Source organism: Novosphingobium naphthalenivorans NBRC 102051 (assembly GCF_001590985.1).
Lineage (GTDB): Bacteria > Pseudomonadota > Alphaproteobacteria > Sphingomonadales > Sphingomonadaceae > Novosphingobium > Novosphingobium naphthalenivorans.
In genome coordinates this window covers 1-13,623 of sequence record NZ_BCTX01000013.1, presented here as the reverse complement: position 1 = coordinate 13,623, position 13,623 = coordinate 1, and the positions used below count along the sequence as shown (strand labels likewise).

The window sequence follows — 13,623 nt, the reverse complement described above, 5'->3', positions numbered from 1 at the left end:
GAAATGCAGCTCGTCATCGTCGAATCTCCCGCCAAGGCCAAGACCATCGAGAAGTATCTGGGCAAGGACTACAAGGTCCTCGCCTCCTACGGCCACGTCCGCGATCTGCCGCCCAAGGACGGCTCCGTCCGTCCCGACGAGGGCTTCGAGATGGACTGGGAGCTCTACGGCGACAAGCAGAAGCAGGTCCGCGCGATCACCGATCTGGCCAAGGACGCCGACCGCCTGATCCTCGCGACTGACCCTGATCGCGAGGGCGAGGCGATTTCCTGGCACGTGCTCGAACTGCTCAAGAAGCGCCGGGCGCTGCCCAAGGACGTGCAGCGCGTGACCTTCAACGCCATCACCAAGGATACGGTGACCAAGGCGATGCAGGCCCCGCGCGAGCTCGATCAGGACCTGATCGATGCCTACCTCGCCCGCCGCGCGCTCGATTACCTGTTCGGTTTCACGCTCTCGCCGGTGCTCTGGCGCAAGCTGCCGGGGGCGAAGTCGGCGGGCCGCGTGCAGTCAGTGGCGCTGCGCCTGATCGTTGACCGCGAGCGCGAGATCGAGGCGTTCAAGCCGCAGGAATACTGGTCCGTCGCCGCGCAGATGGCACATGACGGCACCGACTTTACCGCCAAGCTGGTGACGTTCGAAGGCCAGAAGCTCGACCGGCTGAGCCTGGGCGAGGAAGGCATTGCGATGCGCGCCAAGGCGGCAGTGGAGCAGGGCGCCTTCAAGGTGGAAGGCGTCGAGACCAAGCCGCACCGCCGCAACCCGCAGCCGCCGTTCACCACTTCGACGCTGCAGCAGGAGGCCGCGCGCAAGCTCGGCTTCTCGGCCAGCCAGACAATGCGGGTGGCGCAGCACCTCTATGAGGCGGGTGCGATCACTTACATGCGTACCGACGGCGTGCAGATGGACCCGAGCGCGATCTCGGCCTGCCGCGTGGCGATTTCGGATCGCTTTTCGGGCCATTACCTGCCTGAAAAGCCGCGCCACTACGAAACCAAGGCCAAGAATGCGCAGGAAGCGCACGAGGCCATCCGCCCGACCGATTTCACCAAGGACCGCTATGGTTCGGGTGACGAGGCGAAGCTCTACGACCTGATCTTCAAGCGCGCGATGGCGAGCCAGATGGCCTCCGCCGCGCTCGAACGCACCACCGTGACCTTGCGCGACGGCACCGGGCGCAACGAGCTGCGCGCTACCGGGCAGGTGGTGAAGTTCCCCGGCTTCCTTGCGGTTTATGAGGAAGGGCAGGACAACAAGTCCGACGACGAGGATGGCGGCCTGCTGCCGTTCATGAAGTCGGGCGACATGCCGGCCAAGAAGGGCGTGACCGCCGAGCAGCACTTCACCCAGCCGCCGCCGCGCTTTTCCGAGGCCAGCCTCGTCAAGCGGCTGGAGGAACTGGGCATTGGCCGCCCGTCCACTTACGCCGCGACGATCCAGGTCCTGAAGGACCGCAACTACGTGCGGACCGAGAAAAACCGTTTCTTTGCAGAGGAATCGGGGCGTCTTCTCACAGCCTTTCTCGAACGCTTCTTCGAACGCTACGTGGCCTATGACTTCACCGCCGGCATGGAGGACGAGCTCGACGACGTTTCCGGCGGGCGGCAGGAATGGAAGGAGCTGCTCGAAAGCTTCTGGCGCGATTTCAAGCCCAAGTCCGATGAGGTGATGGAGAAGAAGCCCTCGGAAGTGACCGAGGCGCTGGACGAGTTCCTTTCCGACTATCTCTTCCCGCCCAAGGACGATGGCTCCGATCCGCGCGTGTGCCCCAAGTGCGGGGCGGGGCGTCTCAGCCTGAGGGGCGGCCGCTACGGCGCCTTCGTCGCCTGCTCGAACTATCCGGAGTGCAAGTTCACCCGCAAGTTTGCGCAGCCGGGCGGCAATGGCGAGGAGGCCGACGATCAGGAACTGGGCAAGGACCCCGAGACTGGTCTGGAGATCACTCGCCGCGTCGGCCGTTTCGGGCCTTACATCCAGCTCGGCGAGGGCAAGGAGGCCAAGCGGTCCTCGATCCCCAAGGATATCGACGAGCTGACGCTGGACTGGGCGCTCAAGCTGCTCAGCCTGCCGCGCACGATCGGCACGCATCCGGAGACGGGCCAGGAGATCACTGCCAGCATCGGCCGCTATGGTCCCTACCTTGCGCATGACGGCAAGTATGCGAAGCTGCGCTCGACCGCCGAAGTCTTCGATACCGGCATGAACGCGGCGGTCTCGCTGCTGGCCGATGCGGCCAATCGCGGCGGCGGTGCCCGCGCCAAGGCCGAGCCCATCAAGGTGCTGGGCAACCACCCCACCAGCGAAGGCGAGATGAAGGTCATGGCGGGCCGCTATGGCCCTTACGTGACTGACGGCACCACCAACGCCACGCTCCCGCGCGACCAGAAGCCCGAGGATCTGACGGCCGAGCAGGCCATCGCCCTGATCGACGCCAAGGCCGCCAAGGGGCCGGCCAAAGGCAAGAAGAAGGCGGCGCCGAAGAAAAAGGCTCCGGCCAAGAAGGCGCCTGCAAAGGCCGCGGCTAAGACTGGCGCGAAAAAGGCACCTGCGAAGAAAGCGGCACCCAAGAAAGCCGCCGCCGAGGCGTCGCCCGATCAGGGGGATGATGTGCCGTGGTGACGGTTCGGCTCGGAAAAGATCACCGCGACAAAAGGGACATGATCTGCGAAAAGGCCTCTGCCAGAACAACCGCTAAAGCTGAAACGGAGTAACGGACGATGGCTCTTCCTTTGTTGGCGATGGCAGCGGCACTGGTCGCTCCCGGATTTGCAGGTGCGGATGCCGATGCTCTGAACCGCGCCTTTGCGGAAGGCCGCGTCTATGCACCTGTTGCGGCCGTGGTGACGCTGGATGTCGCGCCCGATGGCACGATCATCGCCTGCCAGATGGGGCAGGCTGAAGGGGACAAGAGCAGCCTGCGGCGGATTTGCCCGGTGCTGGAAAAGCAGCGCCTGTCCCGCACCGCGTCCGCCGATGGGCAGGCGCAGTTCGGTCGTGTCGTGGCTGTGGTTTCGATCAAGGAAACCGGCGACGATGCCCATCCGTTGATGCAGGTTGGCGAAAACCCCGAGATGCAGTTGAAGGTCAATCAATTGCCGAAGGATGCTGGCAGTACGCTCAAGGTCAATCTCACGCTGCAGGTATCGGCGGAAGGCAATGCCGTGGCCTGCGAAAGCGAGGATCACGTGCCGCAGCCTTTCGTGAACGCCGCGTGCCGTTCGCTCGCGTCGCAGCCGGGCGTTGCGAATGCCGATGGTAATCCGGTGCCTTACGTGACATCGGCAGCCGTCCGCTTCGTCACGCAGGGCGGATAAGGGCAGAGGCCGTTTTCATGAGCGAGAAGATTGCCAAGCACAAGCAGCCCTGGAAGCCGGCCGAACTGCAGAAGCTGCAGGCTCTGGCCGGGAAGGGCAAGGGTCTCAAGGAAATCGCCAAGGCCCTCAACCGGACCGAGGAATCGACCAAGGACGCTGCGCGTCAGCATGGCTTTGCCATTGCCAAGGCGCGCTGAGGGTCAGTCCGTGCGTGAGCCGGTCAGGCGGTAGAGTTCGAACCGGCGCGTGCCCAGCGTGACTTCGGCGTAATGGTCGTAATCCCGCGCGAGGATGCGATGCATCAGCGCGCGGGTCTGGAGGTTGGGAAGGTTCGAGGTGCCGCGCCGGGCCATGACCACGACACCCGGCCGTGAGGCCATCAGGCGGCGCACTTCCGTAACCGGATCGACACCCAGCGCCCGGCCTTCCTTCATCGCATCGAGATGGCTCGGATAGGCAAAGCGGGTGGGGATGCAGGCATCGGTCGTGCGGTAAAGCGCGCTGTCGCCTTCATAAACGTAGAGGCAGCGCCGGTGCAATTCACGGGCGATCAGAGCGGTGGCGTGGCCGAATTCCGCGGCGTTTCCCCGCTCGTGGGCCTGAAACGCCGGAGCCACTGCGGCGCCGAGCGCTCCGAAGCCCAGGAGCAGGCGGCCGTACCAGCGCCCGCCGGGCGCAGTCCAACCCAGCGCCGGGGCGGCCAGGATCGACAGCGGCACCAGCACCGGGCCGAGGTAGTGGTCGAACCATGGCGGTACGGCGAGGAAGCCGCCGATAGCAAACAAGGCCCAGATCTGGAGCGGCTTCAACGCGGCGGGCTGCGTGCCGTTCTCCAATTCGAGGCGGCGCGGGGCAAGCAGGATGGCGAGCGCGAAAGGCGTCATCGCCAGCGCTTCCTTGGAAAGCTGCGCCAGCGCATCGGCCCAGTCGGTCTTGCGGCCGAAGATCGAGAGGAAATTGGCCTGCACGAAAGCCTCGCCGTGGCCGGCCAGCGCATAGCCTGCGAGAGCCGCCGCCGTTGGCGCGAGTGCCAGCGCGATCCACAGCATTCCGGTCCCGGCGATGCGGGCCGGACGCCAGCCGTCGCGGTAGCCGCGTACCAGCAGCATGAGGCCGAGGCCGACGCCTTCGAACACCGCAGTGTACTTGATCTGCAGCGCCAGTCCGATCAGCAGCATCGCGCCGCAGCCTTGCAGTGCGAGACCGGCGTCCCGCGGCCGCAGGCTGGCGCGCACCACGATCAGGGCGGCGAGCGCGACCGGCAGGTTGTAGAACACCGGCGACTGGCCGAGCGCCACGTTGAAGGTCGGCTGGTAGAGCAGATAGGCGAGCCCGGCGAGCCCGGCGCCGCGTTCGGGCGCGATCATCCGGGCGGTGCGGGCAATTACCAGCGCGGTCGCGACCGAACAGACGATCCCCAGCACCGGATAGGTCAGCACGGGATCGAAAGGCAGCAGGAAGACGCTGCGAAAGATCAGGAACAGGCCGTAGGGCTTGCGGTCCCACAGATCGACATAGGGGAGGGCGCCTTGCGCCATGCGCTGCCCGACCAGCAGGTAGAACTGCTCGTCGGACTGGAACGCCGGCCTTCCAAGCATGATCAGGCGCACCAGCAGGGCGGCGCAGGCATAGGCGCAAGTGAGGGTGACTGCGCGGCTTCTGCCCAGCCGGCCCAGGTTTTGCCACGCCGGATGCCGGGGAATGCGGGCGACCAGACGTCCTGTTGCAGCAATCATCAATTCGTCACTTCCCGGTTCGCCCGAGGGTGTCCCCGGAGAGGTGTCGCAGCCGCAATGCGCGATATGGCATGGATGTTACAAAGTCCTGACGCATTTCATATTCCTGACGCCGCAAAGTCACATTTGCCGCAGCGCAAGAGGGGCAATTTGCGAAAAGCGGCGGGCCCTATCGCGCGATCCGCTTGCGCGCACGGCGCGCGATGCTTATCTGGGCGCCATGGCTATCCGTGAAATCATCGAAGTTCCCGACCCGCTCCTCAAGCAGATCTCCACGCCCGTCGAGGTGTTCGACGACGAGTTGAAGGCGCTTGTCGAGGACATGTTCGAGACGATGTACGATGCACCCGGGATCGGCCTGGCGGCAATTCAGATCGGCGTGCCGCTGCGCGTGCTGGTGATCGATCTCCAGCCCGAGGATCCGGACGCGGAGCCCGAAGTCTGCACGGCGCACGGCGGGCATCACCACACCCACCAGCCGACGCTGAAGGAACCACGGGTCTTCATCAATCCGGAGATCCTCGATCCGTCGGAAGACCTTTCGGTCTATCAGGAAGGCTGCCTCTCGGTTCCCGAGATCTATGCCGACGTCGAACGCCCGGCCCGCATCCGCGCCCGCTGGCAGGATGTCGAGGGCAAGGTCTATGAAGAGGACATGGAAGGCCTGCTGGCCACGTGCCTCCAGCATGAGATGGATCACCTCGAAGGCATCCTGTTCATCGATCATCTCTCGCGGCTGAAGCGCCAGATGGCGCTCAAGAAGCTGGAAAAGCTGCGCAAGGCGGCGTGAGCCGGGGATAACCGTCCCAAAGGTCTGGCGTTCCTGAAACGTTCCGGTTAGGTTACCGGGATGGAAATCGCTGTCTCTGTCCTTGTCGCGCTTGTCATCGGCCTGGTTCTGGGCTGGTTTTTCGGTTCCCGCCCGGCGGCCCAGTGGCGCCAGCAGGCCGAGACGCGTGAGCGTGAGGCGCGCGAGCAGGCAGAAGTGCGGGATCGCGAGGTTCGCGAGCTCGATGCAAAATACTTGCGCATATTCGCCGATCTGGAAGCGGCGAAGGAACGCGCCAGCCGCGCGGATGCGCTGGCCGAGGCGCTGGATCAGGCGCGGCGCGATCATGCCGCCGAGCTGGAACGCCTGCGTGCTGGTTCCACCCAGGCACTGGAAACGCTGCGGGCGGAGCAGGGCGCGATGCTCGATCGCACGCGCGGCGAATTGACGCAGGTATTGGAACGCACGCGCGCGGACCATGCCCAGCTTGTCGATACCCTGCGGCGCGAACAGCGCGAACTGGCTTCTGAACTCGCGACCCTGCGCGAGAAATCGGCCAATTTCGACGAGCAGAAGCGCCTGTTGATCGAAGCGCAGGAGGCGCTGCGCAAGGAATTCGAGAATGCCGGGGCCAAAGTGCTCGAAGGCGCGCAGGAAGCGTTCCTGCGCCGCGCGGGCGCGCGGTTCGAGGAAAGCGAGAAGGCCAATGCCGAACGCATTGCCCGCCTGCTCGCGCCCGTGGGCGAACGGCTCAAGAGCTACGAGGAGCAGGTGACGTCGCTGGAAGCGAAGCGGGTCGACTCTTTCGGTCAGCTCACCGGCCTGATCCAGTCGATGCGCGAAGGGCAGGAAAAGGTGCGCGAGGAAGCCGCGCGGCTCGGCAATTCGCTGCGCAATGCGCCCAAGGCCCGCGGCCGCTGGGGCGAGCAGCAGCTGCGCAATGTGCTGGAGCAGTGCGGGCTCACCGAGCACACCGATTTCGTGACCGAGCATTCGATCGACACCGAAGACGGCCGCTTGCGGCCCGATGCGATCGTCAACATTCCTGGCCAGAAGAAGCTGGTGATCGACGCCAAAGTCTCGCTCAATGCCTATCAGGAAGCTTTCGAGGCGCAGGACGAGGCCTCGCGCGAAGCGGCGCTGCGCCAGCATGTCGCCTCGATGCGCAATCACGTGCAGACGCTCGGGGCCAAGAGCTACCAGAGCCAGTTCGAGGATGCGCCCGACTATGTGGTGATGTTCGTGCCGGGCGAGCACTTCGTGGCCGCCGCGCTCGAACAGGACCCCGAGCTGTGGGACTTTGCCTTCCGCAACCGCGTGCTGTTGGCCACGCCGACCAATCTGGTCGCGATCGCGCGCACGGTGGCGCAAGTCTGGCGGCAGGACGGGCTCGCCCGCGAGGCACGCGAGATCGGGCGGATGGGCGGCGAACTCTATGACCGCCTTGCCGTTGCCGCCGAGCACATGAAGCGCGTCGGCGCGGGGCTGGAAACGGCGGTCAACAACTACAACAAGTTCGTCGGCAGCTTCGAGCGCAATGTGCTCAGCTCCGGACGCCGCCTGAAGGACAAGCACATCGAGATCGGCAAGCGCGAGATCGAGGATGTGCCCAGCATCGAATCCACGCCGCGCTATGGGGCCGAGGCCCTCGCCGGTCCGGAAGGCGGGGCGGAGCAGGCGGAAGCTGCGGAATAAAAGCTGTCAGTGGGACGAATAACCCCGCTCGTCCTGAGCTTGTCGAAGGACGCTTGCGCAGCGCTTCGTTCAACACCCTTCGACAAGCTCAGGGTGAGCGGGGCTCTTCACTGCAGGTGTTGGGCGCTGGGCTTCAGCCGCCCTTTGCCGGGGCTTTGGCGTTTTCGACCCGGACGAGTTCGGCGGTATGGCCGCTCGATTGCAGGGTCATGCGATCGCCCTCCACGGCAAAGCGCGGGGTAGCGACGAGGAGGGCGCCGACCGCGCGTTCCTGTTGCCAGGCGGATTCGGTGCAGGCCATCTCGGTCTGGTTGAGCGGACCGGCGACGAGACGGCCCTGATCGGTCCGCCAGGGGCCGCCCAGATGGTTGCAGCCCACCTGAACCCCGATCTTGCCGTTCCGGAAGGTCATCTGCGCGTCAGTGGCCACGGGCTGCTGCCCGTCGATCCGCTCGAAGCGCCAGCTTGTCTGGGCGAGGTGCGAGCGGTCTCCCCGGTCGGAACATCCGGCTGCAAGGGCGGGCAAGGCCAGGAGGAAAACGAGTCGCCGCATCACCCCCTGACAATGCCATGGGATATATTAGAGTCCGGTGAATAACCCCGTCATCATTTGCGCAGATGCGCCAGCGCTTCGTAGGCAAGCACGGCGCCTGCCACGGCGGCATTGAGGCTGTCCGCGCGGCCCAGCATCGGGATCGTGACGCGCAAGTCGCAGGCCTCTTCGTAGGCGGCCGGAAGCCCCTGCGATTCGTTGCCGACCATGAGGAAGCACGGGGCCGCGTACGGCGCCTGCCGGTAATCGGTGGGATCGCGCAGCGAGGCGGCGACGAGCTGCCCCGCACCGGAACGCAGCCAGGGCAGGAACTCGTCCCAGCGGGCCATGGCGAGCTGCTGGGTGAAGATCGCGCCCATGCTGGCACGCACCGCCTCGACCGAGAAGGGGTCGGCGCAATCGTCGAGCAGGATCAGCCCGCCCGCGCCGACCGCATCGCCCGTGCGCAGCATGGTGCCCAGATTGCCCGGATCGCGCAGGGCCTGCGCCACCAGCCAGATCGGCGAAGCGTTGCGGTCCAGCGAGGACAGCCGGGTGTCGAATTCCGCGAAAACCCCGGCGACGGCCTGCGGATTGTCCTTGCCAGTGACTTTGGCGAGGATCTCCACGTCCATCTCGACGATCTCGCCGCCCGCCTTGCCCACCGCCTCTTCCAGCGCGTCGAGCAGCGGGTGCGGTTCACGGCCCGTGGCCATGACGAGGATTTCGGGCACCTTGCCGCATTCGCGGGCATCGGTCAGCAGCCGCAGCCCCTCGGCGAGGAATCGCCTTTCACGCTTGCGGTGCTTCTTCTCGCGCAATGAGCGCAGGAACTTCACCAGCGGATTGGAAAAGCCGGTTATGGTACGGCGTTCTGCCAAAGGACTTACTCTTCGCCGAAACCGTCCCTGACGAGCGCCGCCAGCGCGGCCAGCGCGCCTTCCGCGCCGTCGCCGCTGCAGGCGATCTCGATCGTATCGCCCTTGGCCGCGCCCAGCATCATCAGCCCGAGGATCGAGCTTCCCGCTGCGGCAGTGCCGTCCTTGGAAACGGTCACCAGAACGCCGGCCGGCAGTTCGGCGACATGGTTCACGAACTTGGCGCTGGCCCGCGCGTGCAGACCGCGCTTGTTGACGATCAGCACCGCTTCACGGCAATCGATCATGCATCCTGTCCCAGGTATTCGCTTGCTATCGTTATGTAATTGCGCCCGGCATCGCGTGCGGCATTGGCCGCATCGCGCACCGACATGCACTCGCGCGCCTTGGCCAGCCGGATCAGCATGGGCAGATTGATGCCCGCGATCACTTCGACTTTGCCCGCCTGCATCAGCGAGATCGCCAGGTTGGAGGGCGTGCCGCCGAACAGGTCGGTCAGGATGATGACGCCCGCGCCGCTATCCACCTTGGTGATCGCCTCGGCGATTTCGCTGCGGCGGCGTTCCATATCGTCGTTGGGGCCAATGCACACGGTCTCGACGTCGGCTTGATCGCCGACCACATGCTCCATGGCATGGACAAATTCCTCGGCGAGATTGCCGTGGGTAACCAGGATCATACCGATCATGCTGGAAGTGCGCTCCGAATTTCCTGCAAACGCACCCGGGATTTGGTTTCATCTTTCACGCCGCGGACCCCCTTCCAGAAGATCGGCTGCTCGCGAGCCCAGGTTGCGGTGCAGCAATGTGGGCGAAAATCCTGCCTGACGCAAGGCTGCTGCGATCTGTTCAGCCGTGAACACGGAACGGTGTCTCCCGCCGGTACAGCCAAAGGCAATATGGACATAGGCCTTGCCCTGCGCCTGGTAGCGCGGAAGCAGCAGCAGCAGGAGATCGCGGATGCGCGCAAATGCCTCGTCGAAGGCCGGATCCTTGCGGATGTAATCGCCGACGGCCGGGTCCTGCCCGGTCTGTGGGCGCAATTCCGGATCCCAGTGCGGATTGTCGAGAAAGCGCATGTCGAACACCAGATCGGCCACCGGCGGCATCCCGCGCGAGAACCCGAAGCTGGAGACCGTGACTGTCATTTCCTCGCTTGCGCTCGAAGCGAATCGCTCGCGAATCACGCGTTGCAGATCGTTGGACGTGTAGCCGCTGGTATCGATCAGCATTTCCGCCCAGCGCCGCAGCGGTGCCAGCACTTCGCGCTCGGCCCGGATGCCGGTGGAGACCGGCGCGTCCGAGGCCAGTGCGTGACGGCGGCGGGTTTCATTGTAACGGCGTTCCAGCTCGGCGCTGGAGCAATCGAGGAACAGCGTACTGAGCTCGATGTCGCCGCGCCCTTCGAGCGCTTTCACCTGGGCGATGATGCGGTCCGGATTGAAGCCGCGGGTGCGGGAATCGAAACCGATCGCCAGCGGCGGGCGGGCTCCCTCATCCGTTTCGGGCGCGCTTTCGATCAGGCCGTCGAGCAGGCGGATGGGAAAGTTGTCGACAATTTCCCAGCCGAGATCTTCGAGCACGCGCAGCGCCGTCGTCTTGCCCGCGCCCAGCATACCCGTGACCAGCAGCACGCGCTGCTTGCCGGATTTTCCGTCGATCTCCGCTGAATCGTCACTCATGCCCGCCTGTTTGCGCCGGGCTGCGGTGAAAGAAAAGAGGGCGATTTCAGATATGCAACCCGTAGTGCTGCAAGGCGAGTTCCACTTTGAGTGCGGGCGGATGGGGCTCCGGCCAGATGCGCACCAGCGGCACGGGCAGTCCTGCGATTTCGAGGCTCTCGGGCCCTTCGATGTAGCGCGGGGCCTGGGGATCGAGCGCGATGGCCAGCGCCACGGGCACCTCGTCGCGGCAGGGGAACGGCAGGAGGCCGAGATTGCGCACTTCCATCAATCCGCGCGTGCGCGGGTGCGGCCGGGCGACAAGCAGGCCGGCCTCGGCTGCCAGCAGCACGCCGTCATCGCCCACCAGCTCGGCGCCGCGGTCGATAAGAGCGAGCGCCAGGCTCGATTTCCCGGTTCCCGGCGCCCCTTCGATCAGGACACCTCGTCCGGCGATGGCAATGCAGCCCGCCTGACGCACAAGGGGGGACGCCATTGCCGTCATTCGTCGTCCTGCCAGGCGGGCAGGGATAGGACGAACCGCGCGCCGGGTGCGCCGTCGAGCCTGTCGGTCGCCACCAGTTTGCCGAAGTGCGCCTCAACGATCGTGCGCGCGATGGCGAGGCCCAGCCCGGAGTGCTTGCCGAATTCCTCGCTGTCCGGCCGCAGCGAGTGGAAGCGTTCGAAGATGCGCTCGCGCGAGGCTTCGGGAATGCCGGGGCCGTGGTCGGATACGGCGATCTTCACGCGATGATCGGCACGGGCAAGGGAGATGTCGATCGCGCTGCCTTCGGGGGAGAACGAGACCGCATTGTCGAGCAGGTTCTGCAGCACGCGTTCAAGCCGGGCGGCGTCTCCGGGCACGACCAGATCGCATTCCCCTTCGCGCACGATCGATACCGCGCAAGTGCCGTTGACGCCGCGCTGGCCGCGCTCGCTGACGAGGGCCTGGACCAGCCGCAGCATGTCGACCGGCTCGAACGTGGTGCGGCTGAGCTGGGCGTCGATCCGGCTGGCGTCGGCGATTTCGGTGACGAGAAAGTCGATCCGCCGCACATCGTCCTTGGCGACGCCGATCAATTGCCGGCGCAAGTCGGGGGCTTCGACCCGGTCCAGGCTTTCCAGCGCGCTGCGCAGCGAGGTGAGCGGGTTCTTGAGTTCGTGCGCGACGTCGGCCGCGAAGCTTTCCACCGCGTCGATGCGATGGCGCAAGGCGCCGCTCATGTCGGAGACCGCGCGGGCGAGCAGGCCGATCTCGTCGCGCCGGTCGGGCAGGCGCGGGATCACGACGCTGCGGTCGCGGCCCAGACGCACCCGCACCGTGGCGCGCACCAGCTTGCGCAGCGGCTCGACGATGGTGCGCGCGAGAAACAGCGACAGCAGGATCGAGACGCCGAGCGCGCCGCCGACGATGAACGCCAGCGTCTGGCGGGCCATGCGCACGTTCTCGGTAATGTCGCGCGCGTTGCGGGTCACGAGCAGCGCGGCACCGGTGGTGCCGACGGGGGTGGCGGCGATGATGACCGGCGTCTGGTCGGGCGCGGCCTTGTGGCTGACGCCGGTCTGCCTGCGGGCGAGGGCCGCCGCGATTTCCGGCCAGGCCTTGGCGCTGGCGTCGGCAGGGTCGTGGTAGGCGGGTATGGCCGGGGCGCCGAGCAGGAAGTCCATGCCGCGGTCGAGCATACGCGCGGCGTCCTGATACCATGGCTCGGATGCGGGATCGATCAGCTGGTAGGAAGGGGGCGCCAGCTTGAAACTGTCCGCGATCAGTTCGCCGCCGGGGGCGAACAGGCGCAGACGCAGGTCCTGTTCCGATCCGATCCGCGTGATCAATTGCCGCTGACGTTGGGGCGTTTCATTTTCCAGCGCGGCGGCCGTGATGTCCGCTTCGGACTTGGCGAGGCGATAGCGTTCGGCAAGCAGTTCGCGCCGGTAGCTGTCGATATAGAACAGGCTGCCGGCGAGCAGGGCGAGTGCAATGATGTTGACCGCGAGAATGCGCGCGGTCAGCGACACGCGCCAGGGCAGCCCGAGCCTTGCCGCGAGACCGGAGGTGCGGGTGCCTGGTGCGGCGGGTCTGGCCGTCCTAGCCATCGGCGAAGGCGTAACCGGCGCCATAGAGCGTGTCGATCGCGCCGAATTCCGGATCGACGGCGCGGAATTTGCGGCGCAGGCGCTTGATGTGGCTGTCGATCGTGCGATCGTCGACGTAAACGTCCTCGCTATAGGCCGCGTCCATCAGCTGGTTGCGGCTCTTCACCACGCCCGGGCGCAGTGCCATGGCTTCGAGGATCAGGAATTCGGTGACGGTCAGCGACACCGGTTTGCCGTCCCACGTCACCTGATGGCGCGCCGGGTCGAGCCGCAGGCGGCCTCGCACCACCGGTTCGGGCAAATCGCCATGGCCGGTTTCCTCGGGAGTGGTGCGGGCCAGATCGCTGCGGCGCAGGATCGCCCGGATGCGGGCGACCAGCAGCCGCTGGCTGAAGGGCTTGGTGATGTAATCGTCCGCGCCCATGGCAAGGCCCAGGGCTTCGTCCGGCTCTTCGTCCTTGGACGTCAGGAAGATCACCGGCAGGCTCGATTTCTCGCGCAGGGCCTTGAGCAGGTGCAGCCCGTCCATGCGGGGCATCTTGATGTCGAAGATGGCGAGGTCGGGCGGGTTTTCGAGCAGCGCCTTCAGCGCCGTCTCGCCATCGGTATAGACCCGCGTGGCGAAACCTTCCGCCTGCAGCCCGATCGAAACCGTGGTCAGGATGTTGCGGTCGTCATCGACCAGGGCAATGGTCTGCTGGCGCGGCGCGGACGGAGCGCTGGCTTCGGCCGGCGAGGCGGGGGGCGTGTGGGTGTCGGCCATGATGCTGGCGGCTTTTCCCTTCGCGAAACAAAGGCCTGTGCCTAGGGTCAGAACCCATTAATTGCACCATCGAGGCGTCCGAATGGCGAACATATCGGGCCAAAGTGCCCGCCGGGAAGGCTGGTTGCCTTCCCAAGGGCGGTTTGGTTCGAGATGGAAGCCATTCGGACGTCCCGCAGGGA

The 13,623-nt window shown here is 65.8% G+C and carries 14 protein-coding genes; 5 read left to right on the top strand and 9 right to left on the bottom strand.

Going from position 1 to position 13,623, the window contains the following annotated elements; translation table 11 throughout:
- Positions 1-3: 3 nt before the first annotated feature.
- The 3 genes from topA (at position 4) to NN5_RS06240 (ending at position 3,511) form a co-directional block, all read left to right on the top strand.
- Positions 4-2,619, top strand: a complete 2,616-nt coding sequence (gene topA / locus NN5_RS06250) for a type I DNA topoisomerase (protein WP_067733107.1) — start codon at positions 4-6, stop codon at positions 2,617-2,619.
- Positions 2,620-2,717: 98 nt separating this feature from the next.
- Positions 2,718-3,314 (top strand): hypothetical protein, encoded by a 597-nt coding sequence (locus NN5_RS06245; RefSeq protein ID WP_067733106.1) that lies wholly within the window; start codon positions 2,718-2,720, stop codon positions 3,312-3,314.
- A 17-nt stretch (positions 3,315-3,331) separates the two neighbouring features.
- Complete coding sequence (locus tag NN5_RS06240; protein ID WP_067733105.1) at positions 3,332-3,511, top strand: hypothetical protein; 180 nt, start codon at positions 3,332-3,334, stop codon at positions 3,509-3,511.
- A 3-nt stretch (positions 3,512-3,514) separates the two neighbouring features.
- Here NN5_RS06240 and NN5_RS06235 read toward each other — a convergent pair whose 3' ends face one another.
- Positions 3,515-5,050, bottom strand: a complete 1,536-nt coding sequence (locus NN5_RS06235) for a glycosyltransferase family protein (RefSeq protein ID WP_067733104.1) — start codon at positions 5,048-5,050, stop codon at positions 3,515-3,517.
- Between the two features lie 220 nt (positions 5,051-5,270).
- On the opposite strand from NN5_RS06235, the gene def reads away from it, so the two are divergent.
- Positions 5,271-5,840, top strand: coding sequence for a peptide deformylase (gene def / locus NN5_RS06230; RefSeq protein WP_067733160.1), 570 nt, complete (start codon positions 5,271-5,273; stop codon positions 5,838-5,840).
- Positions 5,841-5,900: 60 nt separating this feature from the next.
- A complete protein-coding gene (locus NN5_RS06225) occupies positions 5,901-7,514 on the top strand; it encodes a DNA recombination protein RmuC (RefSeq protein ID WP_067733103.1) in 1,614 nt (537 codons plus the stop codon).
- Between the two features lie 133 nt (positions 7,515-7,647).
- Here NN5_RS06225 and NN5_RS06220 read toward each other — a convergent pair whose 3' ends face one another.
- From NN5_RS06220 to NN5_RS06185, 8 genes are read right to left on the bottom strand one after another with little or no spacing between them, the layout of a single operon-like run.
- Complete coding sequence (locus NN5_RS06220) at positions 7,648-8,067, bottom strand: META domain-containing protein (protein WP_084384767.1); 420 nt, start codon at positions 8,065-8,067, stop codon at positions 7,648-7,650.
- 53 nt (positions 8,068-8,120) lie between these two features.
- Positions 8,121-8,927, bottom strand: a complete 807-nt coding sequence (locus NN5_RS06215) for a TrmH family RNA methyltransferase (protein WP_067733102.1) — start codon at positions 8,925-8,927, stop codon at positions 8,121-8,123.
- Positions 8,928-8,932: 5 nt separating this feature from the next.
- The gene (locus tag NN5_RS06210) at positions 8,933-9,211 is read right to left on the bottom strand and encodes an HPr family phosphocarrier protein (protein ID WP_067733101.1); all 279 of its coding nucleotides are present in this window, start codon (positions 9,209-9,211) and stop codon (positions 8,933-8,935) included.
- Positions 9,208-9,612, bottom strand: a complete 405-nt coding sequence (locus NN5_RS06205; protein WP_067733100.1) for a PTS sugar transporter subunit IIA — start codon at positions 9,610-9,612, stop codon at positions 9,208-9,210. Before NN5_RS06205 ends, NN5_RS06210 begins: the two co-directional genes overlap by 4 nt.
- Positions 9,613-9,660: 48 nt before the next feature.
- Positions 9,661-10,605: an RNase adapter RapZ gene (gene rapZ, locus NN5_RS06200; protein WP_067733099.1), complete on the bottom strand. Its 945-nt coding sequence runs from the start codon at positions 10,603-10,605 to the stop codon at positions 9,661-9,663.
- 46 nt (positions 10,606-10,651) lie between these two features.
- Positions 10,652-11,080, bottom strand: a complete 429-nt coding sequence (locus tag NN5_RS06195; RefSeq protein WP_157081039.1) for an HPr kinase/phosphorylase — start codon at positions 11,078-11,080, stop codon at positions 10,652-10,654.
- A gap of 5 nt (positions 11,081-11,085) precedes the next feature.
- On the bottom strand, positions 11,086-12,678 hold the full coding sequence (locus NN5_RS06190; RefSeq protein ID WP_067733158.1) for a sensor histidine kinase: 1,593 nt from the start codon (positions 12,676-12,678) through the stop codon (positions 11,086-11,088).
- Complete coding sequence (locus tag NN5_RS06185; RefSeq protein WP_067733097.1) at positions 12,671-13,441, bottom strand: response regulator transcription factor; 771 nt, start codon at positions 13,439-13,441, stop codon at positions 12,671-12,673. Before NN5_RS06185 ends, NN5_RS06190 begins: the two co-directional genes overlap by 8 nt.
- Positions 13,442-13,623: the final 182 nt, after the last annotated feature.